Below are 20,782 nucleotides of genomic sequence, written 5' to 3'. Positions count from 1 at the left end.
ACCGATACGACCGCCGCCGCACCGACGGCAACCCTCGTGGCCCCGGCAAGCGTCGGCAGACGCATCGCCGAGGAACTCGGCGTCCGCGAGAGCCAGGTCCGTGCCGCGGTCGAGTTGCTCGACGCGGGGTCGACCGTGCCGTTCATCGCCCGCTACCGCAAAGAGGCGACCGACGGTCTCGACGACGCCCAGCTGCGTCAGCTCGATGAACGCCTGCACTACCTGCGCGAACTCGACGAGCGCCGCGCCGCCGTCATCGAATCCATTCGCGCGCAGGGCAAACTCGACGACGAGCTGCACCGCAGCCTGCTGCTGGCCGAGACCAAGGCCCGGCTCGAGGACATCTACCTGCCCTACAAGCCCAAGCGTCGCACCAAGGCCCAGATCGCGCGCGAAGCCGGCCACGAACCGGTCGCCGACGCGCTGCTGGGCGATCCCGGCACGGATCCGGCGCAGTACACCGCCGAGCAGCTCGACGGCGCCCGCGCCATCCTGGTCGAGAAGTTCGCCGAGGACGCCGACCTGGTCGGCGAACTGCGCGAGCTGATGTGGAACCGCGGTCAGCTCACCTCGTCGGTGCGGCCGGGCAAGGAAGAGGCGGGCGCCAAGTTCGCCGACTACTTCGAGTTCAGTGAGGCGTTCAGCTCGCTGCCCTCCCATCGCGTGCTCGCCCTGTTCCGCGGTGAGAAGGAGGAGGTGCTGAGCCTGCAGCTCGAGCCCGACAGCGAGGAACTCGAGCCGGGGCAGCGCAGCATCTACGAGGGCAGGATCGCGGTGAAGTTCGGCATCGCCGACCGCGGCCGCCCGGCCGACGCCTGGCTGCTGGACACCGTGCGCTGGGCCTGGCGCACCAAACTCCAGGTGAGCCTGGGCATCGACACGAGGATGCGGCTGCGCCAGGCCGCGGAGAAGGATGCCGTCGACGTCTTCGCCGCGAACCTGCGCGATCTGTTGCTCGCCGCACCCGCGGGGACGAGGACCACGATGGGCCTGGACCCCGGCTACCGCACCGGCGTGAAGGTCGCGGTCGTGGACGCGACCGGCAAGGTCGTCGCCACCGAGGTGATCTATCCGCACAAGCCCCAGGGGCAGACCGAGAAGTCGCTGGCGGTGCTCGGTGCGCTGGTGGCGCGCTTCGGCGTCGAGCTGATCGCCATCGGCAACGGGACCGCTTCGCGCGAGACCGACGCCCTGGCCGCCGAACTCATCGCGCGCATCGGCGCGACCGAGGGCGCGAAGAAGCCGACCAAGATCGTGGTCTCCGAGGCCGGTGCGTCGGTCTACTCGGCCTCGGCCTATGCCTCCCAGGAACTGCCCGACCTCGACGTCTCGCTGCGCGGCGCGGTCTCCATCGCGCGCCGCCTGCAGGACCCGCTGGCCGAACTGGTCAAGATCGACCCGAAGTCCATCGGTGTCGGCCAGTATCAGCACGATGTGTCCGAGACGCTGCTCGCGCGCTCGCTCGGCGCGGTCGTCGAGGACGCGGTGAACGCGGTCGGCGTCGACGTCAACACCGCCTCGGTGCCGCTGCTGTCGCGGGTCTCGGGCATCGCGACCTCGGTGGCCGAGAGCATCGTCGCGCACCGCGACGACAACGGGCCGTTCCGTTCGCGCACCGCGCTGCTGAAGGTGCCGCGCCTCGGCCCCAAGGCCTTCGAACAGTGCGCGGGCTTCCTGCGCATCCGCGGCGGCGACGACCCGCTCGACACCTCCGCGGTGCACCCCGAGGCCTACCCGGTGGTGCGGCGCATCCTCGAATCGACCGGCCGCGGCATCACCGAGCTGATCGGCGACACCGCCGCCCTGCGTGCCCTGCGCCCCGCGGATTACACCGACGAGAAATTCGGCGTGCCGACGGTCACCGACATCATCAGCGAGCTGGAGAAGCCCGGCCGCGACCCGCGCCCGGAATTCAAGACCGCCGAGTTCGCCGCAGGCGTGGAGAAGGTCGCCGACCTGAAGCCGGGCATGGTGCTCGAGGGCGTGGTCACCAATGTGGCCGCCTTCGGCGCCTTCGTCGATGTCGGCGTGCACCAGGACGGCCTGGTACATGTCTCGGCGATGTCGCACTCGTTCGTCAAGGATCCGCGCGAGGTCGTCAAATCCGGCGATGTCGTCAAGGTCAAGGTGCTCGAGGTCGACGTCGCGCGCCAGCGCATCGGGCTGTCGCTGCGCCTGGACGACGAGCCGGGCGCGGCCAAGAACGAGCGCGGCGGCAATCGCGACGGCGCGCGTCGCGGCGGTTCGCAACCCACGGGCGCCGGACAACGGCAGAATGGTCAGGGGCGGCAGCAGAAGGGCAGCCAGGGCAAGCGTCCCGCGCCCGCGCCGAGTGGTTCGATGGCAGACGCGCTGCGCCGCGCCGGCTTCGGAAGCTGACCTCCGTAGCCGGGAACCCGGCTACGGAGGGGAGGGATCGGCGGTCATGCGACGGTGGCTCGAAGAGGACGTGATCGCGACCGGCCGGTTGCCCCTGCTGTGCTTCCTGCTCGGCTTCATCCTCGGCTTCCTGTTCATCCGGCTCAGCGTGCGGATGATCCGGGCGAAGGTGCGCTGGTGGCCGGGCAACCTGCGCGCCGGTGACGTGCACATCCACCACATGGTGTTCGGCGTCGTCCTGGTGCTCGGTTCCGGTCTCGGCATGGTCGCCGTTCTCGCCGACGCGACCACTCCGGTGGCCGCGGCGCTGTCCATCGGGTTCGGGGTGGGCGCGGCGCTCGTGCTCGACGAGTTCGCGCTGATCTACTACCTGCGCGATGTCTACTGGGAGGAACAGGGCCGCACCTCGGTGGACGCCGTCTTCGTCGCGCTGGCCGTGACGGGCTTGTTGTTGCTCGGCTTCCATCCGCTCTCGCTGCTCGAGATCAATGATTTCCGTGAGTCGCTCGGCACGTGGGGGCATGTGGTCGCGGTCTGCTTCGCATTCGCGAACCTGGCGATGGCCGCGATCGTCATCGCCAAGGGCAAGATCTGGACCGGCTTGTTCGGGATGTTCTTCCCGCCGCTGTTGTTCGTCGGGGCGCTGCGACTGAGCAGGCCGGGCGCGCCGTGGGCGCGCTGGCGCTACGGCGATCGGCGCAGGCTGATGGCGCGCGCCATCGTGCGGGAGCGCCGCTACCGCAGGCCGGTGATACGGGCGAAGATCTTCGTGCAGGATCTGGTGGCGGGCAAGCCCGACGTCGAGCACGTGCGCACGGCCGCCGAAGCCGAACTCAGCCGCACCGTGGTGCCCGCCCCGCCCTCGCCGCACCGGCACCACTTCCCGTGGACCGCGGACCGGCCCGGGGTGGGGCCGAACGATGAGGCCGGGCCGCACGGCGAGGCGGGCGACGGTGACGGCGTGCGCGACGGCGTGCGGGCCGGGGATCGGGCCGGATCGGCGCCACCGTGAGCACGGGAAGGACGCGGGTGCGTGGGCGCCGAATCCGGCGTGGGCCTCCGGAGATGGGGCGATTTTCGCCCTGCCCCGCTGATCTGGCACAATGCTCGGGTTGCCCTGGGCGCTTTTCCGACCCCGGGAGCATCCCCTAATTCGGAGCATGAACCGGTCGCGCACGTGTGTGCCGCCAGGGTCCTCTGTTCGCGCGAACTCCAGAAGGATGAAAATGAACACCCTTGACTTCGTCGACGAAAAGTCGCTGCGCAGTGATGTCCCGGACTTCCGTCCCGGCGACACCCTGAACGTGCACGTGAAGGTCATCGAAGGCTCGAAGGAGCGCATCCAGGTCTTCAAGGGCGTCGTGATCCGTCGCCAGGGTGGTGGCATCCGCGAAACCTTCACCGTGCGCAAGGTGTCCTTCGGTGTCGGCGTCGAGCGCACCTTCCCGGTGCACAGCCCCAACATCGACCACATCGACGTCGTGACCCGCGGTGATGTCCGCCGCGCGAAGCTGTACTACCTGCGCGACCTGCGCGGCAAGGCTGCCAAGATCAAGGAGAAGCGCTGAGCGCTCGCCCTTCGACGGGCACAACTGATCTTCGACTGGCCCGGCATCGGACGTACGTTCCGGTGCCGGGCTAGTCTGTTCGGCGTGGCAGACGAAAGTGGGTCGGTGCGAGTGTCCGATTCGGACGACGAAGGCGCGGGCGGCAGGCGCCGCAGCCGACGCAAGGCGACGCGAAAAGCCAAGAGCCAGCGGCCGTTCTGGCAGGAACTACCGATTCTCGTCGTGATCGCCGCGGTCATCGCCGCGTTGATGGTCACCTTCGTCGGCCGGCCGTATGTGATCCCCTCCCAGTCGATGGAGGAGACGCTGCAGATCGGCGACCGCATCTACGTGCAGAAGCTCAGCTACTACAGCACCGACCCCGAGCCCGGTGATGTGGTGGTCTTCGTCGGCCCGGAATCCTGGAACACCCGCTACCAGTCCATCCGCTCGGACAACCCGGTGGTGCGCGGATTGCAGAACTTCCTGTCCTTCTTCGGTCTGGTGCCGCCCGATGAGAACGATCTGGTCAAGCGCGTCATCGCGGTCGGCGGTCAGACCGTCCAGTGCTGCGACGCCGAGGGCCGGGTGATGGTCGACGGCAAGGCGCTGGACGAGCCGTACGTCGAGAACGATTTCCGCTGGCTTCCCGGGCAGCAGAACGCTTCCTACCCGTCCGGCCGGGTGTTCGGCCCGGTCGTGGTGCCCGAGGGGAACCTGTGGGTGATGGGCGACAACCGCAACCAGTCCGCGGATTCGCGGGCCCACGTCGGAGACGAGTGGCAGGGCACCGTGCCGATCGACAATGTCCGTGGCAAGGCGGTGTTCAAGATCTGGCCGCCCGGCCGGATCGGCCCGATTCGATCCGAGGACCCGCAGTCCAACTGATCGCGGGGGAGAATCGCAACAGTGACCGTACGAACGGGGTGGCCGCCGCGCATGGTGATGCGCAAGGCGGGAGGTCTGCGCACGCTGGAAGCGGCGCTGATCCGCGGTGGGCTCGGCCCGGTGGCCGGAGTGGACGAGGCGGGCCGCGGCCCGTGCGCCGGCCCGCTGGTGGTCGCGGCCTGCCTGCTCGCGCCCAAGGCCTACGACCGGCTGGCCGATCTCGACGACTCCAAGAAACTCACCGAGGCGACGCGTGAGCAGCTGTTCCCGGTGATCACCAGGCTGGCGCTGGCTTACGAGGTGGTGGTGATCCCGGCCTGGGAGGTCGACGCGATCGGCATCCACGTGGCCAATATCGAGGGCATGCGCCGAGCGGTCGCCGGCCTTCGGCAGCGACCGGGGTATGTGCTCACCGACGGTTTCCGGGTGCCGGGCCTCGCGGTGCCCTCGCTGCCGGTGATCGGCGGCGACGCCACCGCGGCCTGCATCGCGGCCGCCAGCATTCTCGCCAAGGTCACCCGGGACCGGATCATGGTCGACATGGACCGCCGCCATCCGGGGTATGGTTTCGCGGCCCACAAGGGCTACAACACATCCGAGCACATCGCGGCGTTGAAGCGGCTCGGTCCCTGTCCCGAGCACCGCCGATCCTGGCGAAATGTGCGTGCGGGACTGGGATCGCGGCGGCCCGGCGACGCCGTCGACCAGGCGGTCGAGGTGCTCGCCGACGGCGTCGAGGACAGCCGGGTGGCTGCCGAATCGGCGCATGCGGGATGATATCGGAATACGACGCAGTGCGCCGAGAAGGAGGACGTCCCACCCGATGAGTGCCGAGGACCTCGAGAAGTACGAAACCGAGATGGAGCTCTCGCTGTATCGCGAGTACAAGGACATCGTCGGCCAGTTCTCGTACGTGGTGGAGACCGAGCGTCGCTTCTACCTGGCCAATTCTGTCGAGCTGCGTCCGCAGAACGCCGACGGCGAGGTGTACTTCGAAGTGCGGATGAGCGACGCCTGGGTCTGGGACATGTACCGGCCCGCCCGCTTCGTCAAGCACGTCCGGGTCATCACCTTCAAGGACGTCAATATCGAGGAGCTGGAGAAGCCCGACCTGCGGCTTCCCGAGTAACCGCGGTAGTTGTCCACAGCCACCCCGTTGTCCACAGGGTGGCTGAAAAGCCCAGGTCGCGCCCCCTGTGCCGGGGCCGGGCACGGCCACGATAGGCCGTGTGGGAGACAAACAGGCGCTCGGCGCACGAGGAGAAGAACTGGCGGCCCGGTTCCTGCGGGACGCGGGCATGGAGATCGTCGCGCGGAACTGGCGATGCCGCTACGGCGAGCTGGACCTGATCGCGCGCGCCGCGGCGACCACCGTCTTCGTCGAGGTGAAGACCCGCAGGAGCCTGGCTTACGGCACGCCCGCCGAAGCCGTCACGTTCGGCAAGCAGCAGCGCATTCGCCGGCTGGCGTTGCTGTGGCTCGCCGAGCAGGACGGACCGTGGCAGCACATCCGCTTCGATGTGGTGTCGGTGTTGATGACCCCTGGGCAGCGGCCGCGGATAGAACACCTCGAGGCGGTCTTCTGATGGCGCTCGGGCGTGCTCATTCGGTCGCGGTCGCCGGGGTGGACGGCCGGCTGGTCGAGATAGAGGCCGACATCGGTCAAGGATTGCCCTCGGTGCATCTCGTCGGTTTGCCCGACACGGCCCTGTCCGAGTCCAGGGACCGGGTGCGCTCGGCGGTCGCGAACTCGGGGGAGAAGTGGCCCGACGGTCGGGTCATCCTCGCGCTGAGCCCGGCCACGCTGCCGAAAGTGGGCAGCGTTTACGATCTCGCCCTGGCCGCGTCGGTGCTCGACGCCGCCGACGCCGTGCCCGCCACCGAACTCGCCAAAACCGTGCTGCTGGGTGAGCTCGCCCTCGACGGCCGGGTGCGTCGGGTGCGCGGCATCCTCCCGGCGGTGCTGACGGCGCGCAGCGCGGGGTACCCGAGGGTGGTGGTGCCGCGCGAGGCGCTGTCCGAGGCCGGGCTGGTGCAGGGCATCGAGGTGCTCGGCGCGGACAGTCTGCGCGAATTCGTGAGCTGGCTACGCGGGGAAGGCAAGCTGTCCGAGCCGGACGGGCTGATGCCGGATATGACCGTCCCACCGGGCGACCTGAGCGAAGTGGTCGGGCAGGAGGAGGCCCGCTGGGCGCTGGAGGTCGCGGCCGCCGGCGGTCACCACCTGTTGCTCACCGGCCCGCCGGGCATCGGCAAAACCATGCTGGCCCAACGCCTTCCAGGGCTGCTGCCCGCGCTCACGCCCACCGAGTCGCTGGAGGTGACGGCCATCCACTCGATGGCGGGCGTACTGTCCGGCGAGCACCCGCTGGTGACGGCGCCGCCGTTCGTCGCGCCCCATCACTCCACTTCGGTCACCGCCATGATCGGCGGCGGGTCGGGTACGGCCCGGCCCGGTGCGGTCAGTCGCGCCCACCGCGGTGTGTTGTTCCTCGACGAATGCGCCGAGATCGGCACCAAGGTGCTCGAAGCCATGCGCACCCCGTTGGAGGAAGGGGAGGTGCGCATCGCCCGCCGCGACGGGGTGGCGCGCTACCCGGCCCGGTTCCAACTGGTGATGGCGGCCAATCCGTGCCCGTGCGCACCCGCGCGCGATATCGACTGCGTCTGCCCGCCGATGGTGCGCCGCCGGTATCTCGGCAAGCTGTCCGGACCGCTGATGGATCGCATCGACCTGTGGGTGCGGATGCACGGCCACACCGGCCCGGTGCTGACGACCGAAGCGGCCGAGAGCAGTGCCGCGGTGCGGGAGCGGGTAGCCCTCGCCAGGGTGACGGCCGCCGAGCGCTGGCGAGCCGACGGCTGGCGGGTCAACGCGGAGGTGCCCGGCCACATCCTGCGCCGCCGGTTTCCGCTGCCCCCGGACGCCGTCGCCCCGCTGGAGGCCGCGGTGCGGCTGGGCAGGCTCTCCGCGCGCGGTGCCGACCGTGCGATCCGGGTCGCCTGGACGATCAGTGATCTGCGCGGCGGCACGCTGCCGTCCGCGCGGGACGTGATGCTGGCGTTGAACTTCCGCCGCAGGAGTGCGCAATGACACGGCCGGGAGATGACACGCCGGGAATCCCGGTGAATGTCGGTGATTTCGAAGGGATAGCCATTGTGTCCGAGGTAATCTCCCCTCTGCCCGGAAAATCACCGGCACGTCGAACGAGAGCGGCGCACAACGGTCGCGGAGTTCACGACCCCAGCGACGTCGAGGTCGCGGGAGGCGTCGAGACCGGATCCGAGAGCGCTGGAGTCGTCCGAGGCCCGAGCGTGATTCGCGGATCGAGCACGGTCGATGATCCGATCGCCGCCGGTGATTCGAATGTGGGACAAGAGGTTTCCGATTTTCCCGCGCCGGTGGACCTGAACGCGGTCTCCGATGCGGGAGCGGGATACGGCCGCGGCTCGGCGGCGCAGGGAGACGTCGAGCCCGGCCACCCCGATCCCGGCCGCGCCCCGGATGTACCCGCGGCCCGGCGTCCGGCGGCAGCGGTTTCGAGCACTGGCGATTCGGTGGACAGCGTCGCCGACGTGCCGAACGACCGCGATGCGCGAGCCGATTCCCTTGCCGTGGTAGGCGAATCTGATCGAATATTACTGCCGGACAGCGATATTCACGATTCAGGGGCGGTGTCCGACGACGAGCGGCGGCGGTTGGCCTGGGTGTACCTCTCGCGCGTTGTCCAGGGTCCTTGTGCGCCGTTGTCGGCGCTGATCGAGTCGGTCGGTGTGCTGGAGGCGGCGCGGGCGGTGCGCGAGCGCGAACTGCCCCGCGCATTGCGGGGCGCCGTCCGTGAGCGACGCGATATCGACTGTGCCGCAGCCGATCTGGAGACCATCCGGCGGCTCGGTGGCCGGGTGGTTACGCCCGACGACGCGGAGTGGCCCGCGTGGCGGATGCTGGGGCTGAGCCGGCTGGAAGCGGGGCGTGATCCGGACGGCGCGGCGCCGCTGGTGTTGTGGGTCCGGGGCCCGCGCTCGCTGCTGGACGCCAGTGAGCGCGCGCTCGCCGTGGTCGGCGCGCGGTGCAGTACCGGCTACGGCGATCACGTGACCGGCGACATCGTCGGCGGCCTCGCCGCGCGCGGCTGGACCGTCGTCTCCGGCGCCGCCTTCGGGATCGACGCGATGGCCCATCGCGTGGCCCTGGCCGTGGGCGGGCCCACGATCGCGGTACTCGCCTGCGGGGTGGATCGCCCCTACCCGGCGCAACACGACCGCTTGCTCGCGGAGATCGCCGAGACCGGCCTGGTGGTCAGCGAGTACCCGCCGGGCGCGGTCGCGCGCAAGCACTGCTTCCTCGCTCGCAACCGGTTGGTCGCTGCCCTGGCCGATGGGGTGCTCGTCATCGAAGCGGGGATGCGCAGCGGGGCACGCAATACCGTCAAATGGGCCCGCCGGATCGGCCGCCCCGCTCTCGCCGTTCCTGGACCGGTGTCCTCGGCGGCGTCGGCCGGCTGCCACCAGATGATTCGGGAAGGGGAAGCACTGCTCGTCACCGGCGTCGAGGAGGTGCTCGCGGAAGCGGGCCCTCTGCGGTTGTCGGTCCCCGGCGCCGCCGCTGCGCCGCTGGGTGCGCCGGGCGCATCAACGGCCCCGGCGGACCGGCTCGTCGGGGACGAGGCGGCGGTGTACGCGGTGCTGCCCACATCGGGCAGTTGTCTGCCGTCCGAACTGACGGTCCGCACCGGGCTGGCCATCTCAGCGGTCCGGGCCTCGCTCGTCGCTCTCGAGTTGTCGGGTCTGGCCACCGCCGACGACACCGGCTGGCGCAGGCGCGGCCGGCGGTGAAGCTCCGGCAGGCGCCGGCCGCGATGTCGCTCGCGACGCCGACCCTCGGGTGTCGCCCGCCGTCACAGGGTTCCCGGCCCGGAGGGGAGGCCGGGGAGCCCGCCGGCGTCTGTCCGACCAGCACATCGATCGAAAGGAGGCTTCGACACAGACCCGAACGGCGAACGAGTCCGCGGCGCGGGAACTTGCGGCGGCGGGCAGGGCGGGTGACGGTGGGTGGATGGAGGCTTTGCCGGAGGATCTGTCCGCGTTGCTGGAGGAGTACGGGCGGCATCTGCGGCTCGGGCGCAATCGTTCCGAGCACACCGTCCGGGCGTATGTGGGGGATGCGCGGGCGCTGCTGGGGCATCTGTACACGCGGTCGGCGGATTCGGCGCTCGGCGAGCTGGATCTGGCCTTGCTGCGGTCGTGGCTGGGCGAATTGTCGGCCGGTGGAGCGGCGCGCACCACGCTGGCACGGCGGGCGTCCTCGGCGCGGACGTTCACCGCCTGGCTCACCAGGACCGGGCGGCTGGCCGCCGATCCGGGGCTGCGGCTGGCCTCGCCGAAGGCACATCGGACACTGCCCGCCGTGCTGGGCAGGCAGCAGGCAGTGGCTGCCATGGCGGCCGCGGAATCCGGTGCGCGACAGGAGGACCCGATGGCGCTGCGCGACCGGCTGATCGTCGAGATGCTCTACGCCACCGGCATCCGGGTGAGCGAATTGTGCGGTCTGGACATCGACGACGTGGACCGGGAGCGACGGGTGGTCCGGGTACTGGGCAAAGGCGGCAAAGAGCGCTCGGCCCCGTTCGGCGCCCCCGCCGACCTCGCGGTGGAGCAGTGGCTGCGGCGCGGGCGACCGGCATTCGTGACAGCGGAGTCGGGGCGCGCGCTGCTGATCGGGCGCCGTGGGCGCCGGCTCGACCCGCGGCAGGCGCGGGCCGTCGTGCACGAGGTGGTCTCGGCCATCCCCGGCGCACCCGATCTCGGGCCGCACGGCTTGCGACACAGCGCGGCCACCCACCTGCTGGAAGGCGGCGCCGACCTGAGGGTCGTGCAGGAGCTACTCGGGCACAGCAGCCTGGCGACCACGCAGTTGTACACACACGTATCGATCGAGCGTTTGAAGAAGGTGCACGATCAGGCCCACCCGCGCGCCTGAGTCGAGGCTATTGTTGGAACAGGTTCCAGTTCTGGAGGGTGGCGCATGGTGGCGGATGCAGCCGGGCCGGCGAGCACGCACGAGGTGCTCGGCACGCGGATCACGATGCCGGTGCGCATCCGTACCGCGCACGCGTTCATGGCGACCTACCTCGTGCCCGCGGAGGTGGCGCAGCGGTTGATCGACTATTCCGGACTGCGGGCGCTGCGCCTGCCCGGCGGACGGGCGGTGTGCACGCTGGTCTTCGTGCAGTACGTGGACGGTGATCTCGGCCCGTATCACGAATTCGGGGTCTCGTTCATGGTCGGACATCACACGGCGCCTACGGGGTCGGGCCTCGCCGACCTGCGTTCGCTGCTCGGCGGAACCGCCGGCGTGTTCATCCACCGCCTGCCGGTCGACGGAGAGTTCACCCTTGCCGCCGGACGCGGAATCTGGGGCTTCCCGAAGGAGCTGGCGGACTTCGACGTGACCCACCGGGGAATCCGGCGCGGCAGCCTGCGTCGAAACGGGTCGCTGATCGTCGATCTCACCGTGCGACCGGGTCTGCCGACGCCGATGCGGCGCAGCGCCGGCGCGTCGTTCGATGCCTACTCCCATATCGGGGGCGTGACCCGGTGCACGCGCTGGGAAATGGCTCCGGCCGGGATGCGGGCACGGCTCGGCGGCGCCGAGCTGGTTCTCGGTGACCACCCGTGGGCAGGCGAACTGGCCTCGCTCGGGCTGCCACGCCGGGCGATCTCCGCCTCGTCGGTGGAGAATCTGGGATGACATTCGGGGATGCCGTCGTCGTCTGACGCTGTGCGTCGGACAGCCGCCTCGAAAGGTGCTGTCCCGCAGCCCGATCGAGGGATCGCGGGCTGGTCGGGCGATCGTGTGGCGTTGCGCTCCGGCCCGGGGTGGCCCGGCAGTTCGGGCCCGGCCGGGAGTCGTGACCGAGCCAGCGCGGCTCGTGGACGGCTCTCCCGTCCGCCGCTAACCTGGCGTTGCGGAAGATTTGCTTTCAGAGATTCATCGATCGGTCAGGCATTGTCGCTCGACGCTCGTGTGTGGCTGTGACCGGCGTCGAAATCCGGAGTCGGCACCGCGTGCCGTCATGGTTGCCAGGAGGTCACCGATGGACATGAGCACAGCGGCCGAACCCAGCCGGGCGGTCGTCGCGGCCAACCGGCGCGCGGCATTCGCCGCCACGGGCGAATTCGGTGACCACCTCGGAGTCGATCCCGAGCCCCGGGACCGGGCCGATGCCGACCGCGGGTTCGTCGCGGCCCGTGAGCCCGGCGTTGTCACGATGGCCGACGGGACCGTCGTGTGGGACAGCGACTCCTTCGCGTTCCTCCGGGAACCGTGTCCGCCGTCGGTGCATCCGTTGCTGTGGCGGCAGTCCGGCATCAGCAGTCGACAGGGACTGTTCCGGGTCGCCGACGGCATCTACCAGGTGCGGGGGCTCGACCTGTCGAACATGACGCTGGTCGAAGGGCGCGACGGTGTGGTCGTGATCGATGCACTGATGTCTGCGGAGACCGCGGCCGCCGCGCTCGCGCTCTACCGCGAATATCGAGGCGACCGTCCGGTCACCGGCCTGATCTACACGCACTCACGCATCGACCACTTCGGCGGCTCGCCGGGCGTCGTCACCGACGACGAGGTGATCGCTGGCCGCTGCCCGGTGCTGGCGCCCGCGGGATTCCGCACCCATGCGGTCGCGGTCAGCGCAGACGCGGGCACGGCCGCGGCCCGGCGCGCCGCTTACGGCTACGGCGCGGTGCTGCCCCGCGGACCTCTCGGCACTGTCGGCGCCGGACTGGGCCAGACCACCTCGCTCGGCACCGTCGGCCTGGTACCGCCGACCACCGAGATCACGACCACCGGCCACCGGGCGGTGATCGACGGCGTCGCCTTGGTCTTCCAGGTCGTCTCGGGTGCGAGCGGGCCCGCCGCGATGAACATTCACCTGCCCGGACACCGGGCGCTCTATCTGGCCGAGAGCCTCGAACATCCCCTGACGGATATGCCGCCGTCCGGGGCGCACAGCGACGCCCCGCGGGAGCGGGCGCGCCGACTCACGGAGACGATCAACCGGTTCGCCTCCGACTCGGACGTGCTTCTCGCCGCACACCACGGGCCGACCTGGGACGCCCGCCGCATTGCGGGAACGCTGGCCATGCACCGCGATCTGTATGCGTACCTGCACGATCAGACCGTGCGTCTGCTTAATCTCGGCTATGCCGGCGCCGAGATCGCCGAACGGCTCGAACTGCCGCCCGCTCTCGAACAACTCGGACCCGCGCGGGGCGGCACCGGGGCGCTGGGTCATCACGTCAAGGCGATCCACCAGCACTATCTCGGCTGGTTCGACGGCAATCCGGCGCGCCTGTGGGAACACCCGCCGGTGGAATCGGCGCGCAGGCATGTCGAGTTCATGGGCGGCGCCGAGGAAGTGCTGCGCAAGGCACGCGAGTCCTATGCGGCCGGCGACTATCGGTGGGTGGCCCAGGTCGTCGGATATGTGGTCTTCGCCGACCCGGCCGACGAACAGGCCAGACACCTGCAGGCCAGCGCCTTCGAGCAACTCGCCTACGGCTCGGCGGAAGCCACCCACCGCAACATCTATCTCAGCGGCGCCTACGAACTTCGCTACGGCATCTTCGGCACACCGGCCCCCGACGGCTTACCGCTCGCGCCACACACCATGACCGTCGAGCAGATCCTCGACGCCGTCGCGCTCCGGGTCGACGGCCCGAAGGCCTGGGACCAGCACATGGTCACCGACTGGCAGATCACCGACACCGATCGCGTGTATCGCGTCGAACTGCGCAACGGTGTCCTCACCCACTACGAGCATCCGGCCGGCCGGCCGATGCCCGACGCGGACGCCACCTTCACCCTCTCCCGCACGGCGCTCGTGCGGGTCCTGCTGACGGGTGAGGATTTCGGAGTTGTCGTCGGCGCGGGCGAAATCGCAATCGACGGTGACCCCACGAAGCTCGCCTCTCTGGTCGCCGTACTCGACACCCCCGATCCGAACTTCGCGATCGTCACTCCGTGATCGACGGATCTCCCCGGCCTCGAACCGATCAGTGACGGGACGGGACCGACAGAACCGTGCCCGCGTCGATCGTGCCGGAGACGATCCCGCCTGCGAGCTCGGCGAGCCTGCGGCCGGTGCGCAGCGCGTGTGCACGCAGACAGGCGAAGGCCTCGGCATGGTCGAGGCCGCCGCGTTCGGCGAGGACGGCTTTGGCGTGTTCGACGGTGGCGCGATCGTTGAGTGCCACCGGCAAGCGGTCCCGGATCGGCTCGACGCGGGGGCGCAGAACGTGCTGGGCGACGCCGATCGCGGCGAGATCGGCGAGGGTCTGCGCTGCGCGTAGCGGTGCCCGATGCAATGCTTTCGGGCCGTCACCGAGGACCGTGAGGGCGCCCAGGGTATCGCTGCGCAAGCGCAGGGGCAGTGCGTATACGGAGCGGTACCCCCGGTTGGCCGCATGGATGGCGAAGTCCGGCCAGACGACCGCCGCGGCGGCGATGTCGTCGACCAACGCAGGTGCGCCGGTGGCATAGGTGTGCCGGGCGGGGCCGTCGACGGCCTCGACCAGCGAGCGGGCCCGCTCGTCGGTGGCGGCGAGCATGCGCAGCTCACCGAGATGGTTCCCGACGAACAGGCCCGCGTCCGCCCCGCCGGTGAGCGCGACGCAGGAGTCGACCAGTTGCTGTGCGAGTTCGACGACATCGAAATCGCCGGTGAGGGTGTCGACGGATCGCACGAGTACTTCCAGCAGCGGTGCTGACGCTCCCATGTCGTTCTCCTGAGCTGGTCGGCTGAGGCGGGGATCTGGGTGGCAGGGGGATTCGGTCGGTGGCATCGGGTCGGCAGTGGACGGCGTGGTGGCACCTGTCGGGGATGGAGCCTGTGGCCTGATCGTCGCACCCACGGGCGAAGCGAGTCGACGGGCGAATGCCGGGCACTCACCTGCCCGCCGATGACCTGTTGCGGCTCACCGATACTCGAGCGGCAGCAGGCGCAGCGGTGCCAGGCGGAGCAGGCCGAGTGGATCGAGATACTCCGGGCGGCCACGGCGGCCGGAGTCCCTGCGCAGGCCCCAATGCAGGCAGGCCGTTGCCGGGCAGCCCGCGTGACCGCCCTCGAGGGTGCCCAGCACGGCGCCGCGGGCGACCCGGTCCCCGGCCGATACCGTCGCGTGCACCGGTTCATAGGTGGTGCGCAGCCCGCCCTCGTGATCGACGGAGACCACCGGTCTTCCCGCCACTGTTCCCGCGAATACGACGATGCCGTCGCCTGCCGCCAGGACCGTCCGGCCCGCCGCGCCCGCGAGATCGACACCACGGTGCCCGGGCAGCCAATCCTGCTCGGGCTTGTCGAAACGCCGTTCGACGGTGGGTCGCGGGCGCAGCGGCCAGTCGAAGTCTCCGGCCGGAGCGGCGGAGGCGTTTCCCGGCGCGGCGAGTACCGACGCGACGGCCGCGAAGACCACGACGAGTGTGCCGACCTGTGCAGGCGAACGACGGCGCCGGGCGCCGAGGCGCGATCCGGGGCACGGCGTGCGGATCGGCCTGCGCCGACCGGGGACCGGCCCATCGGTCACCACGGGACCGCCGCGTCGGCGCCCCGGGAATGCGCGATCGCCGATCCGGTCGTGGGCAGCGGCGCCCGGCGTAGCAACCCGCGAACGGAGCGTTCGAGCAGATCGGGAAATTCGATGACCACGGCAGGTGCGGCCCGGATGGGATCACCGGGCGGGGAGGCGCTCACCGGGAGGGCGAAACAGTCGGCCACCAGCGACGAGACGAAGATCAGCGGCACCAGCAGGGTGACCGTGACGGAGGGTCGTGACATGGCTTCGAGCCTGCCGCCGAGAGTGCCCGCGCAGTGTGCTCGAGCGGCCGATTGTGGACAATTCCGAGCCTGTGGACAGACCCGATTCGTTGCCGAGGCCATCAGGATCGTAGACTGATCGAGCGGTTCGTGCTCGGCATGAACCGACTTCGCGCGCCACCCGTGCTTGTTCGTCACCGGCGTCGTTCGTGAATCCGAGCCAACACACTGTGTCCTCGTTTCGCGTGACGCCCGCGAGCAGGGTATCGCCGGCTGGTCCCGCTCGGATGTCCGAACGGGTGGACGGTGATTCGGCGGCGCCAGGGCAGACGGTCACCGATCGCCTGCGACAACCGGCAACGAAAGAGAGATACGAGAGCCATGGCTGTCGTAACAATGAAGCAGCTGCTCGACAGCGGCGCGCACTTCGGACACCAGACCCGGCGCTGGAACCCGAAGATGAAGCGGTTCATCTTCACCGACCGCAACGGCATCTACATCATCGACCTGCAGCAGACGCTGACCTACATCGACAAGGCCTACGAGTTCGTCAAGGAGACCGTCGCCCACGGCGGCACCGTCCTGTTCGTCGGCACCAAGAAGCAGGCTCAGGAGTCGATCGCGGCCGAGGCCACCCGCGTCGGCATGCCCTACGTGAACCAGCGCTGGCTGGGCGGCATGCTCACCAACTTCTCCACCGTGCACAAGCGTCTGCAGCGCCTCAAGGAGCTCGAGGCGATGGAGCAGACCGGTGGCTTCGAGGGTCGCACCAAGAAGGAAATCCTCATGCTCACGCGTGAGATGAACAAGCTCGAGCGCACCCTCGGCGGTATCCGCGATATGGCCAAGGTGCCCTCGGCCATCTGGGTCGTCGACACCAACAAGGAGCACATCGCCGTCGGCGAGGCGCGCAAGCTGAACATCCCGGTCATCGCGATCCTGGACACCAACTGCGATCCCGACCTGGTCGACTACCCGATCCCGGGTAACGACGACGCCATCCGTTCCGCCGCTCTGCTGACCAAGGTCGTCGCCTCCGCGGTGGCCGAGGGCGTGCAGGCCCGTGCGGGTCTGGCCGCCGGCGACGCCAAGCCCGAAGCGGGCGCGGGCGAGCCGCTGGCCGAGTGGGAGCAGGAGCTGCTGGCCCAGGCGAGCCCGGCCACCGAGACCGCTGCCGAAGCCGCTCCGGCCGAGGCCGCTCCGGCCGAAGAGGCCCCGGCCGCGCAGAGCCCGGCCGACTTCTGAGCCGTTCGGCGCCGATAGTTCACCTTGCCGACCCTTCTGCGTTCAGGAGCGGTCGGCAAGGTGGTTTTCCCACCAGACCCACTCTCGACAAATAACGAGGAGGCTCGCCACCCATGGCGAACTACACCGCTGCCGATGTGAAGCGGCTCCGCGAGCTCACCGGCTCCGGAATGATGGATTGTAAGAACGCGCTGGTCGAAACCGAGGGCGACTTCGACAAGGCCGTCGAGCTGCTGCGTATCAAGGGCGCCAAGGACGTGGGCAAGCGCGCCGAGCGCACCACGGCCGAGGGCCTGGTCGTCGCCAAGGACGGCGTCATGGTCGAGATCAACTCCGAGACCGACTTCGTCGCCAAGAACGCCGAGTTCCAGGCGATCGCCGACGCGATCGTCGGCGCGGCCGCCGCTGCCAAGCCTGCCGATCTGGACGCCCTCAAGGCGCTGGACCTGGGCGACGGCCGTACCGCCGACGCCGCCCTGCAGGAGCTGGCCGCCAAGATCGGCGAGAAGCTCGAGCTGCGCCGTGTGATCTCGCTGGACGGCCCGGTCGCCACCTACCTGCACAAGCGTGCCTCGGATCTGCCGCCCGCCGTGGGCGTGCTGGTCGAGTACCAGGGCGAGGGCGAGAACGCGGCCGAGGCCGCTCGTGCCGCCGCCATGCAGGTCGCCGCGCTCAAGGCCAAGTACGTCAGCCGCGACGAGGTCCCGGCCGATGTCGTGGAGAACGAGCGCCGCATCGCCGAGCAGACCGCTCGCGAAGAGGGCAAGCCCGAGGCCGCGCTGCCGAAGATCACCGAGGGCCGCGTCAACGGCTTCTTCAAGGACGTCGTTCTGCTGGAGCAGGCTTCGGTCACCGACAGCAAGAAGACCGTGAAGCAGCAGCTGGAAGAGGCCGGTGCCACCGTCACCCGCTTCGCCCGCTTCGAGGTCGGTCAGGCCTGACCTCATCACGACACGGCCCCTCGCGCGAGGAACACACTCGCGTGGGGGGCCGTTCGCTGTCGCATCCCGTTTGCCGGGGGCTGAGAACTCGCCGCGGCCCCGGTAAGGCAGGATGAGAGAGCTTTGCCGGGCGGTTCCATCCCCCCTGCCGGAACCCCGCCGACCGATGGCTCACCCAGGGTGAGCAGACCCGATCGCCGAAGGAGAGATACATCGATGACCGACCCGGGTACCGCGCGTCCTGGATATCGCCGGGTACTGCTCAAACTGGGTGGTGAGATGTTCGGCGGTGGAAAGGTCGGACTCGATCCGGACGTCGTGGAGACCGTCGCCGAGCAGATCGCCGAGGTCGTCGCCGGTGGCGTGCAGGTGGCTGTGGTGATCGGCGGCGGCAACTTCTTCCGCGGCGCCGAACTCGAAGAACGTGGCATGGAACGGGCCCGCTCGGATTACATGGGCATGCTCGGCACCGTGATGAACAGCCTTGCGCTGCAGGACTTCCTGCAGAAACAGGGCGTCGACACACGCGTGCAGACCGCCATCACGATGGGGCAGGTCGCCGAGCCGTACCTGCCGTTGCGCGCCAAGCGGCACCTGGAGAAGGGACGCGTCGTCATCTTCGGCGCCGGTATGGGCATGCCCTACTTCTCCACCGACACCACCGCGGCCCAGCGCGCTCTGGAGATCGGCGCCGACGTGGTGCTGATGGCCAAGGCGGTCGACGGTGTGTTCGACGCCGACCCCCGGGTCGTCGAGACCGCCAGCATGTTCACCGAGATCACGCACAAGGAAGTGATCGAGCGTGGCTTGAAGGTGGCCGATGCGACGGCGTTCAGTCTCTGTATGGACAACCAGATGCCCATCCTGGTGTTCAATCTGTTGATGAAGGGCAATATCGCCCGTGCGGTCGCCGGTGAGAAGATCGGCACATTGGTTCGGTCCTGAGTCCGCGGCCCGCGGATCATGACGATGACGACGCTGTGGAGGAAATGGCCGTGATAGAAGAAGCGCTCTTCGACGCCGAGGAGAAGATGGAGAAGGCCGTCTCGGTGGCGAAGGACGATCTCGGCACCATCCGTACCGGTCGCGCGAATCCGGGCATGTTCGCCCGGGTGGTCGTCGACTACTACGGATCGCCCACGCCGATCACCCAGATGTCCAGTATCACCGTGCCCGAGCCGCGCATGGTGGTGATCAAACCCTACGAAGCCAGCCAACTCGGCCCCATCGAAACCGCGATCCGTAACTCGGATCTGGGCGTGAACCCGACCAACAACGGTGACATCCTGCGGATCAGCATTCCGCAGCTCACCGAGGAGCGACGTCGCGAGATGGTCAAGCAGGCCAAGGGCAAGGGTGAGGACGCGAAGGTCGCCATCCGCAATGTCCGCCGCAAAGCGATGGAAGAGCTCGGGCGGATCCAGAAGGATGGCGAAGCCGGCGAGGACGAGGTCGGCCGCGCGGAGAAAGAGCTCGACAAGACCACCGCGCGATATGTCGGTCAGATCGACGAACTGGTCAAGCACAAGGAAGCCGAACTTCTCGAGGTCTGAGGAAGACCCGAGGGCCCGCCCGAGCGGGGGACGAAACGGAACACACGAGTGAGCGACGGGACAATCGTGGCCGAGAAAGCCGCCGCCGAAGGTGCGGCCGACGAGCCGATGCCGGCCAACGGCACACCTGAAACGATCCACGCGGCGGCGACGGCAGCGGCCCCTGCCACCTCCAAGGCAGGCCGGAATCTGCCCGCAGCGCTCGCCGTCGGCTTCGGCCTCGGGCTTTCCCTCATCGCGATCCTGTTGTTCGCGCCGCTGGTGTTCATCCCGTTCGCGGGGGCCGGTATCGGCGTGGCGACCTGGGAGGTGGCCAAGCGGCTGCGCGAGGCCGATGTGCTGGTGCCGCGCATTCCGCTGATCGTGGGCGGGCAGGCGGTGTTCTGGCTCGGCTGGCCGTTCGGGTCCGAGGGCGTGCTGGCCGCGTTCGCGTTCACCGCGCTGACCTGCATGGTGTGGCGACTGTTCGACCACGGCATGCGGACCGCCCCGCGCAACTTCCTGCGCGACACCGCCATCACCGTGTTCACGCTGGCCTGGGTGCCGCTGCTCGGCGCGTTCGCCACCCTGCTGTTGCTCGAGGACGACGGCAACCTGCGGGTGCTGACCTTCATGATTCTGGTGGTCTGCTCGGATGTCGGTGGCTATGTGGCGGGCGTGCTGTTCGGCAAGCATCCGATGGTGCCGTCGATCAGCCCGAAGAAGTCCTGGGAGGGCTTCTGCGGCTCGCTGGTGTTCAGCGTGATCGGCGGCCTGCTCACCGTGACCCTGCTGCTGGACGCCAATTCGATGATCGGCGTCGTGCTCGGCGTCGGCCTCGTCCTCGTGGCCACCGTCGGCGACCTGATCGAATCGCAGATCAAGCGCGAGCTCGGCATCAAGGACATGGGCACGCTGCTGCCCGGACACGGTGGCATCATGGACCGGCTCGACTCCATGCTGCCCTCGGCGTTCGTCTCCTGGCTGGTGCTGAGCACGCTGATCTGAGCACCGCCGAGGTACGCGTGGCCGGACCCGCCGACGGCCCGGTCGGCGCGCCGTGGACCGAATTTCCCGTCGTGTCCGGTCACCATCGGCCATGATCGAGGCATGTCCGCGAACGACGATTTCGACCCGACCCTCATCGATCCCCAGGTGACGGGCGAGCCGAAGAGTCTGAGGTCCAAGGCCGGCTACGCCTGGATGAGCCTGATCGCCGGTGCGCTCATCCTGATCCTGCTGCTGGTGTTCATCCTGCAGAATCTGACCTCCGTGGGCGTGCGCCTGTTCTTCTGGGAGTTCAACCTGCCGCTCGGAGTCGCGGTGCTGCTGTCGGTCATCGGCGGCGCACTGGTGATGGCGCTGGTGGGCGGTGTGCGCATCCTGCAGCTGCGGCGGGTGGCCAAGCGCTGAGCGATGTCCGGCCGAGTGAC

General features: G+C 69.3%; 20 protein-coding genes and 1 pseudogene. 18 read left to right on the top strand and 3 right to left on the bottom strand.

Annotated elements, in window-relative coordinates; translation table 11 throughout:
• Positions 1-36: 36 nt before the first annotated feature.
• The 12 genes and pseudogenes from ON26_RS18550 to ON26_RS18495 all read left to right on the top strand — a co-directional run bounded on the left by ON26_RS18550 (position 37) and on the right by ON26_RS18495 (position 13,843).
• Entirely contained in the window at positions 37-2,379 is a 2,343-nt protein-coding gene (locus ON26_RS18550; RefSeq protein WP_040797510.1) for a Tex family protein, read from the top strand.
• 46 nt (positions 2,380-2,425) lie between these two features.
• Positions 2,426-3,391 (top strand): hypothetical protein, encoded by a 966-nt coding sequence (locus ON26_RS18545; protein ID WP_245545906.1) that lies wholly within the window; start codon positions 2,426-2,428, stop codon positions 3,389-3,391.
• Positions 3,392-3,605: 214 nt separating this feature from the next.
• On the top strand, positions 3,606-3,947 hold the full coding sequence (gene rplS, locus ON26_RS18540) for a 50S ribosomal protein L19 (protein WP_011210681.1): 342 nt from the start codon (positions 3,606-3,608) through the stop codon (positions 3,945-3,947).
• Positions 3,948-4,031: 84 nt separating this feature from the next.
• On the top strand, positions 4,032-4,814 hold the full coding sequence (lepB, locus tag ON26_RS18535) for a signal peptidase I (RefSeq protein ID WP_040797441.1): 783 nt from the start codon (positions 4,032-4,034) through the stop codon (positions 4,812-4,814).
• 21 nt (positions 4,815-4,835) lie between these two features.
• The gene (locus ON26_RS18530) at positions 4,836-5,591 is read left to right on the top strand and encodes a ribonuclease HII (RefSeq protein WP_083884193.1); all 756 of its coding nucleotides are present in this window, start codon (positions 4,836-4,838) and stop codon (positions 5,589-5,591) included.
• Between the two features lie 46 nt (positions 5,592-5,637).
• On the top strand, positions 5,638-5,943 hold the full coding sequence (locus ON26_RS18525; protein WP_011210678.1) for a DUF2469 domain-containing protein: 306 nt from the start codon (positions 5,638-5,640) through the stop codon (positions 5,941-5,943).
• 100 nt (positions 5,944-6,043) lie between these two features.
• Positions 6,044-6,400, top strand: a complete 357-nt coding sequence (locus tag ON26_RS18520) for a YraN family protein (RefSeq protein WP_040797439.1) — start codon at positions 6,044-6,046, stop codon at positions 6,398-6,400.
• Entirely contained in the window at positions 6,400-7,908 is a 1,509-nt protein-coding gene (locus ON26_RS18515) for a YifB family Mg chelatase-like AAA ATPase (protein WP_040797438.1), read from the top strand. The genes ON26_RS18520 and ON26_RS18515 overlap by 1 nt, the downstream gene beginning before the upstream one ends.
• 581 nt (positions 7,909-8,489) lie before the next feature.
• Positions 8,490-9,650, top strand: a complete 1,161-nt coding sequence (gene dprA, locus ON26_RS18510) for a DNA-processing protein DprA (RefSeq protein ID WP_040797508.1) — start codon at positions 8,490-8,492, stop codon at positions 9,648-9,650.
• Positions 9,651-9,870: 220 nt separating this feature from the next.
• Positions 9,871-10,794: a tyrosine recombinase XerC gene (locus ON26_RS18505; protein WP_040797437.1), complete on the top strand. Its 924-nt coding sequence runs from the start codon at positions 9,871-9,873 to the stop codon at positions 10,792-10,794.
• Between the two features lie 45 nt (positions 10,795-10,839).
• Positions 10,840-11,591: pseudogene (locus ON26_RS18500) on the top strand (acetoacetate decarboxylase family protein).
• A gap of 326 nt (positions 11,592-11,917) precedes the next feature.
• Complete coding sequence (locus tag ON26_RS18495) at positions 11,918-13,843, top strand: alkyl/aryl-sulfatase (RefSeq protein WP_040797436.1); 1,926 nt, start codon at positions 11,918-11,920, stop codon at positions 13,841-13,843.
• Between the two features lie 28 nt (positions 13,844-13,871).
• On the opposite strand, the gene ON26_RS18490 is transcribed toward ON26_RS18495, so the two are convergent.
• The 3 genes from ON26_RS18490 to ON26_RS18480 form a co-directional block, all read right to left on the bottom strand.
• Entirely contained in the window at positions 13,872-14,594 is a 723-nt protein-coding gene (locus tag ON26_RS18490; protein ID WP_040797435.1) for a GAF and ANTAR domain-containing protein, read from the bottom strand.
• Between the two features lie 198 nt (positions 14,595-14,792).
• Positions 14,793-15,290: a M23 family metallopeptidase gene (locus tag ON26_RS18485; protein WP_040797434.1), complete on the bottom strand. Its 498-nt coding sequence runs from the start codon at positions 15,288-15,290 to the stop codon at positions 14,793-14,795.
• Between the two features lie 107 nt (positions 15,291-15,397).
• On the bottom strand, positions 15,398-15,652 hold the full coding sequence (locus tag ON26_RS18480; protein ID WP_040797433.1) for a hypothetical protein: 255 nt from the start codon (positions 15,650-15,652) through the stop codon (positions 15,398-15,400).
• A gap of 360 nt (positions 15,653-16,012) precedes the next feature.
• Between ON26_RS18480 and rpsB the strand changes: the two genes are divergently transcribed.
• The 6 genes from rpsB (at position 16,013) to ON26_RS18450 (ending at position 20,762) form a co-directional block, all read left to right on the top strand.
• Complete coding sequence (gene rpsB / locus ON26_RS18475) at positions 16,013-16,876, top strand: 30S ribosomal protein S2 (protein WP_040797432.1); 864 nt, start codon at positions 16,013-16,015, stop codon at positions 16,874-16,876.
• Positions 16,877-16,989: 113 nt separating this feature from the next.
• Positions 16,990-17,817: a translation elongation factor Ts gene (gene tsf / locus ON26_RS18470; RefSeq protein WP_040797431.1), complete on the top strand. Its 828-nt coding sequence runs from the start codon at positions 16,990-16,992 to the stop codon at positions 17,815-17,817.
• 216 nt (positions 17,818-18,033) lie between these two features.
• Complete coding sequence (pyrH, locus tag ON26_RS18465; protein WP_040797430.1) at positions 18,034-18,762, top strand: UMP kinase; 729 nt, start codon at positions 18,034-18,036, stop codon at positions 18,760-18,762.
• Between the two features lie 50 nt (positions 18,763-18,812).
• Complete coding sequence (frr, locus tag ON26_RS18460; RefSeq protein ID WP_040797507.1) at positions 18,813-19,370, top strand: ribosome recycling factor; 558 nt, start codon at positions 18,813-18,815, stop codon at positions 19,368-19,370.
• A 108-nt stretch (positions 19,371-19,478) separates the two neighbouring features.
• Positions 19,479-20,357, top strand: a complete 879-nt coding sequence (locus ON26_RS18455) for a phosphatidate cytidylyltransferase (protein WP_040797506.1) — start codon at positions 19,479-19,481, stop codon at positions 20,355-20,357.
• Between the two features lie 102 nt (positions 20,358-20,459).
• A complete protein-coding gene (locus ON26_RS18450; RefSeq protein ID WP_040797429.1) occupies positions 20,460-20,762 on the top strand; it encodes a LapA family protein in 303 nt (100 codons plus the stop codon).
• Positions 20,763-20,782 lie beyond the last annotated feature (20 nt).

Source organism: Nocardia higoensis NBRC 100133, from assembly GCF_000308595.1.
Taxonomy (GTDB): Bacteria; Actinomycetota; Actinomycetes; order Mycobacteriales; family Mycobacteriaceae; genus Nocardia; species Nocardia higoensis.
Note: the sequence above shows the minus strand (reverse complement) of the source record. Positions and strands in the feature narration are given on the sequence as shown.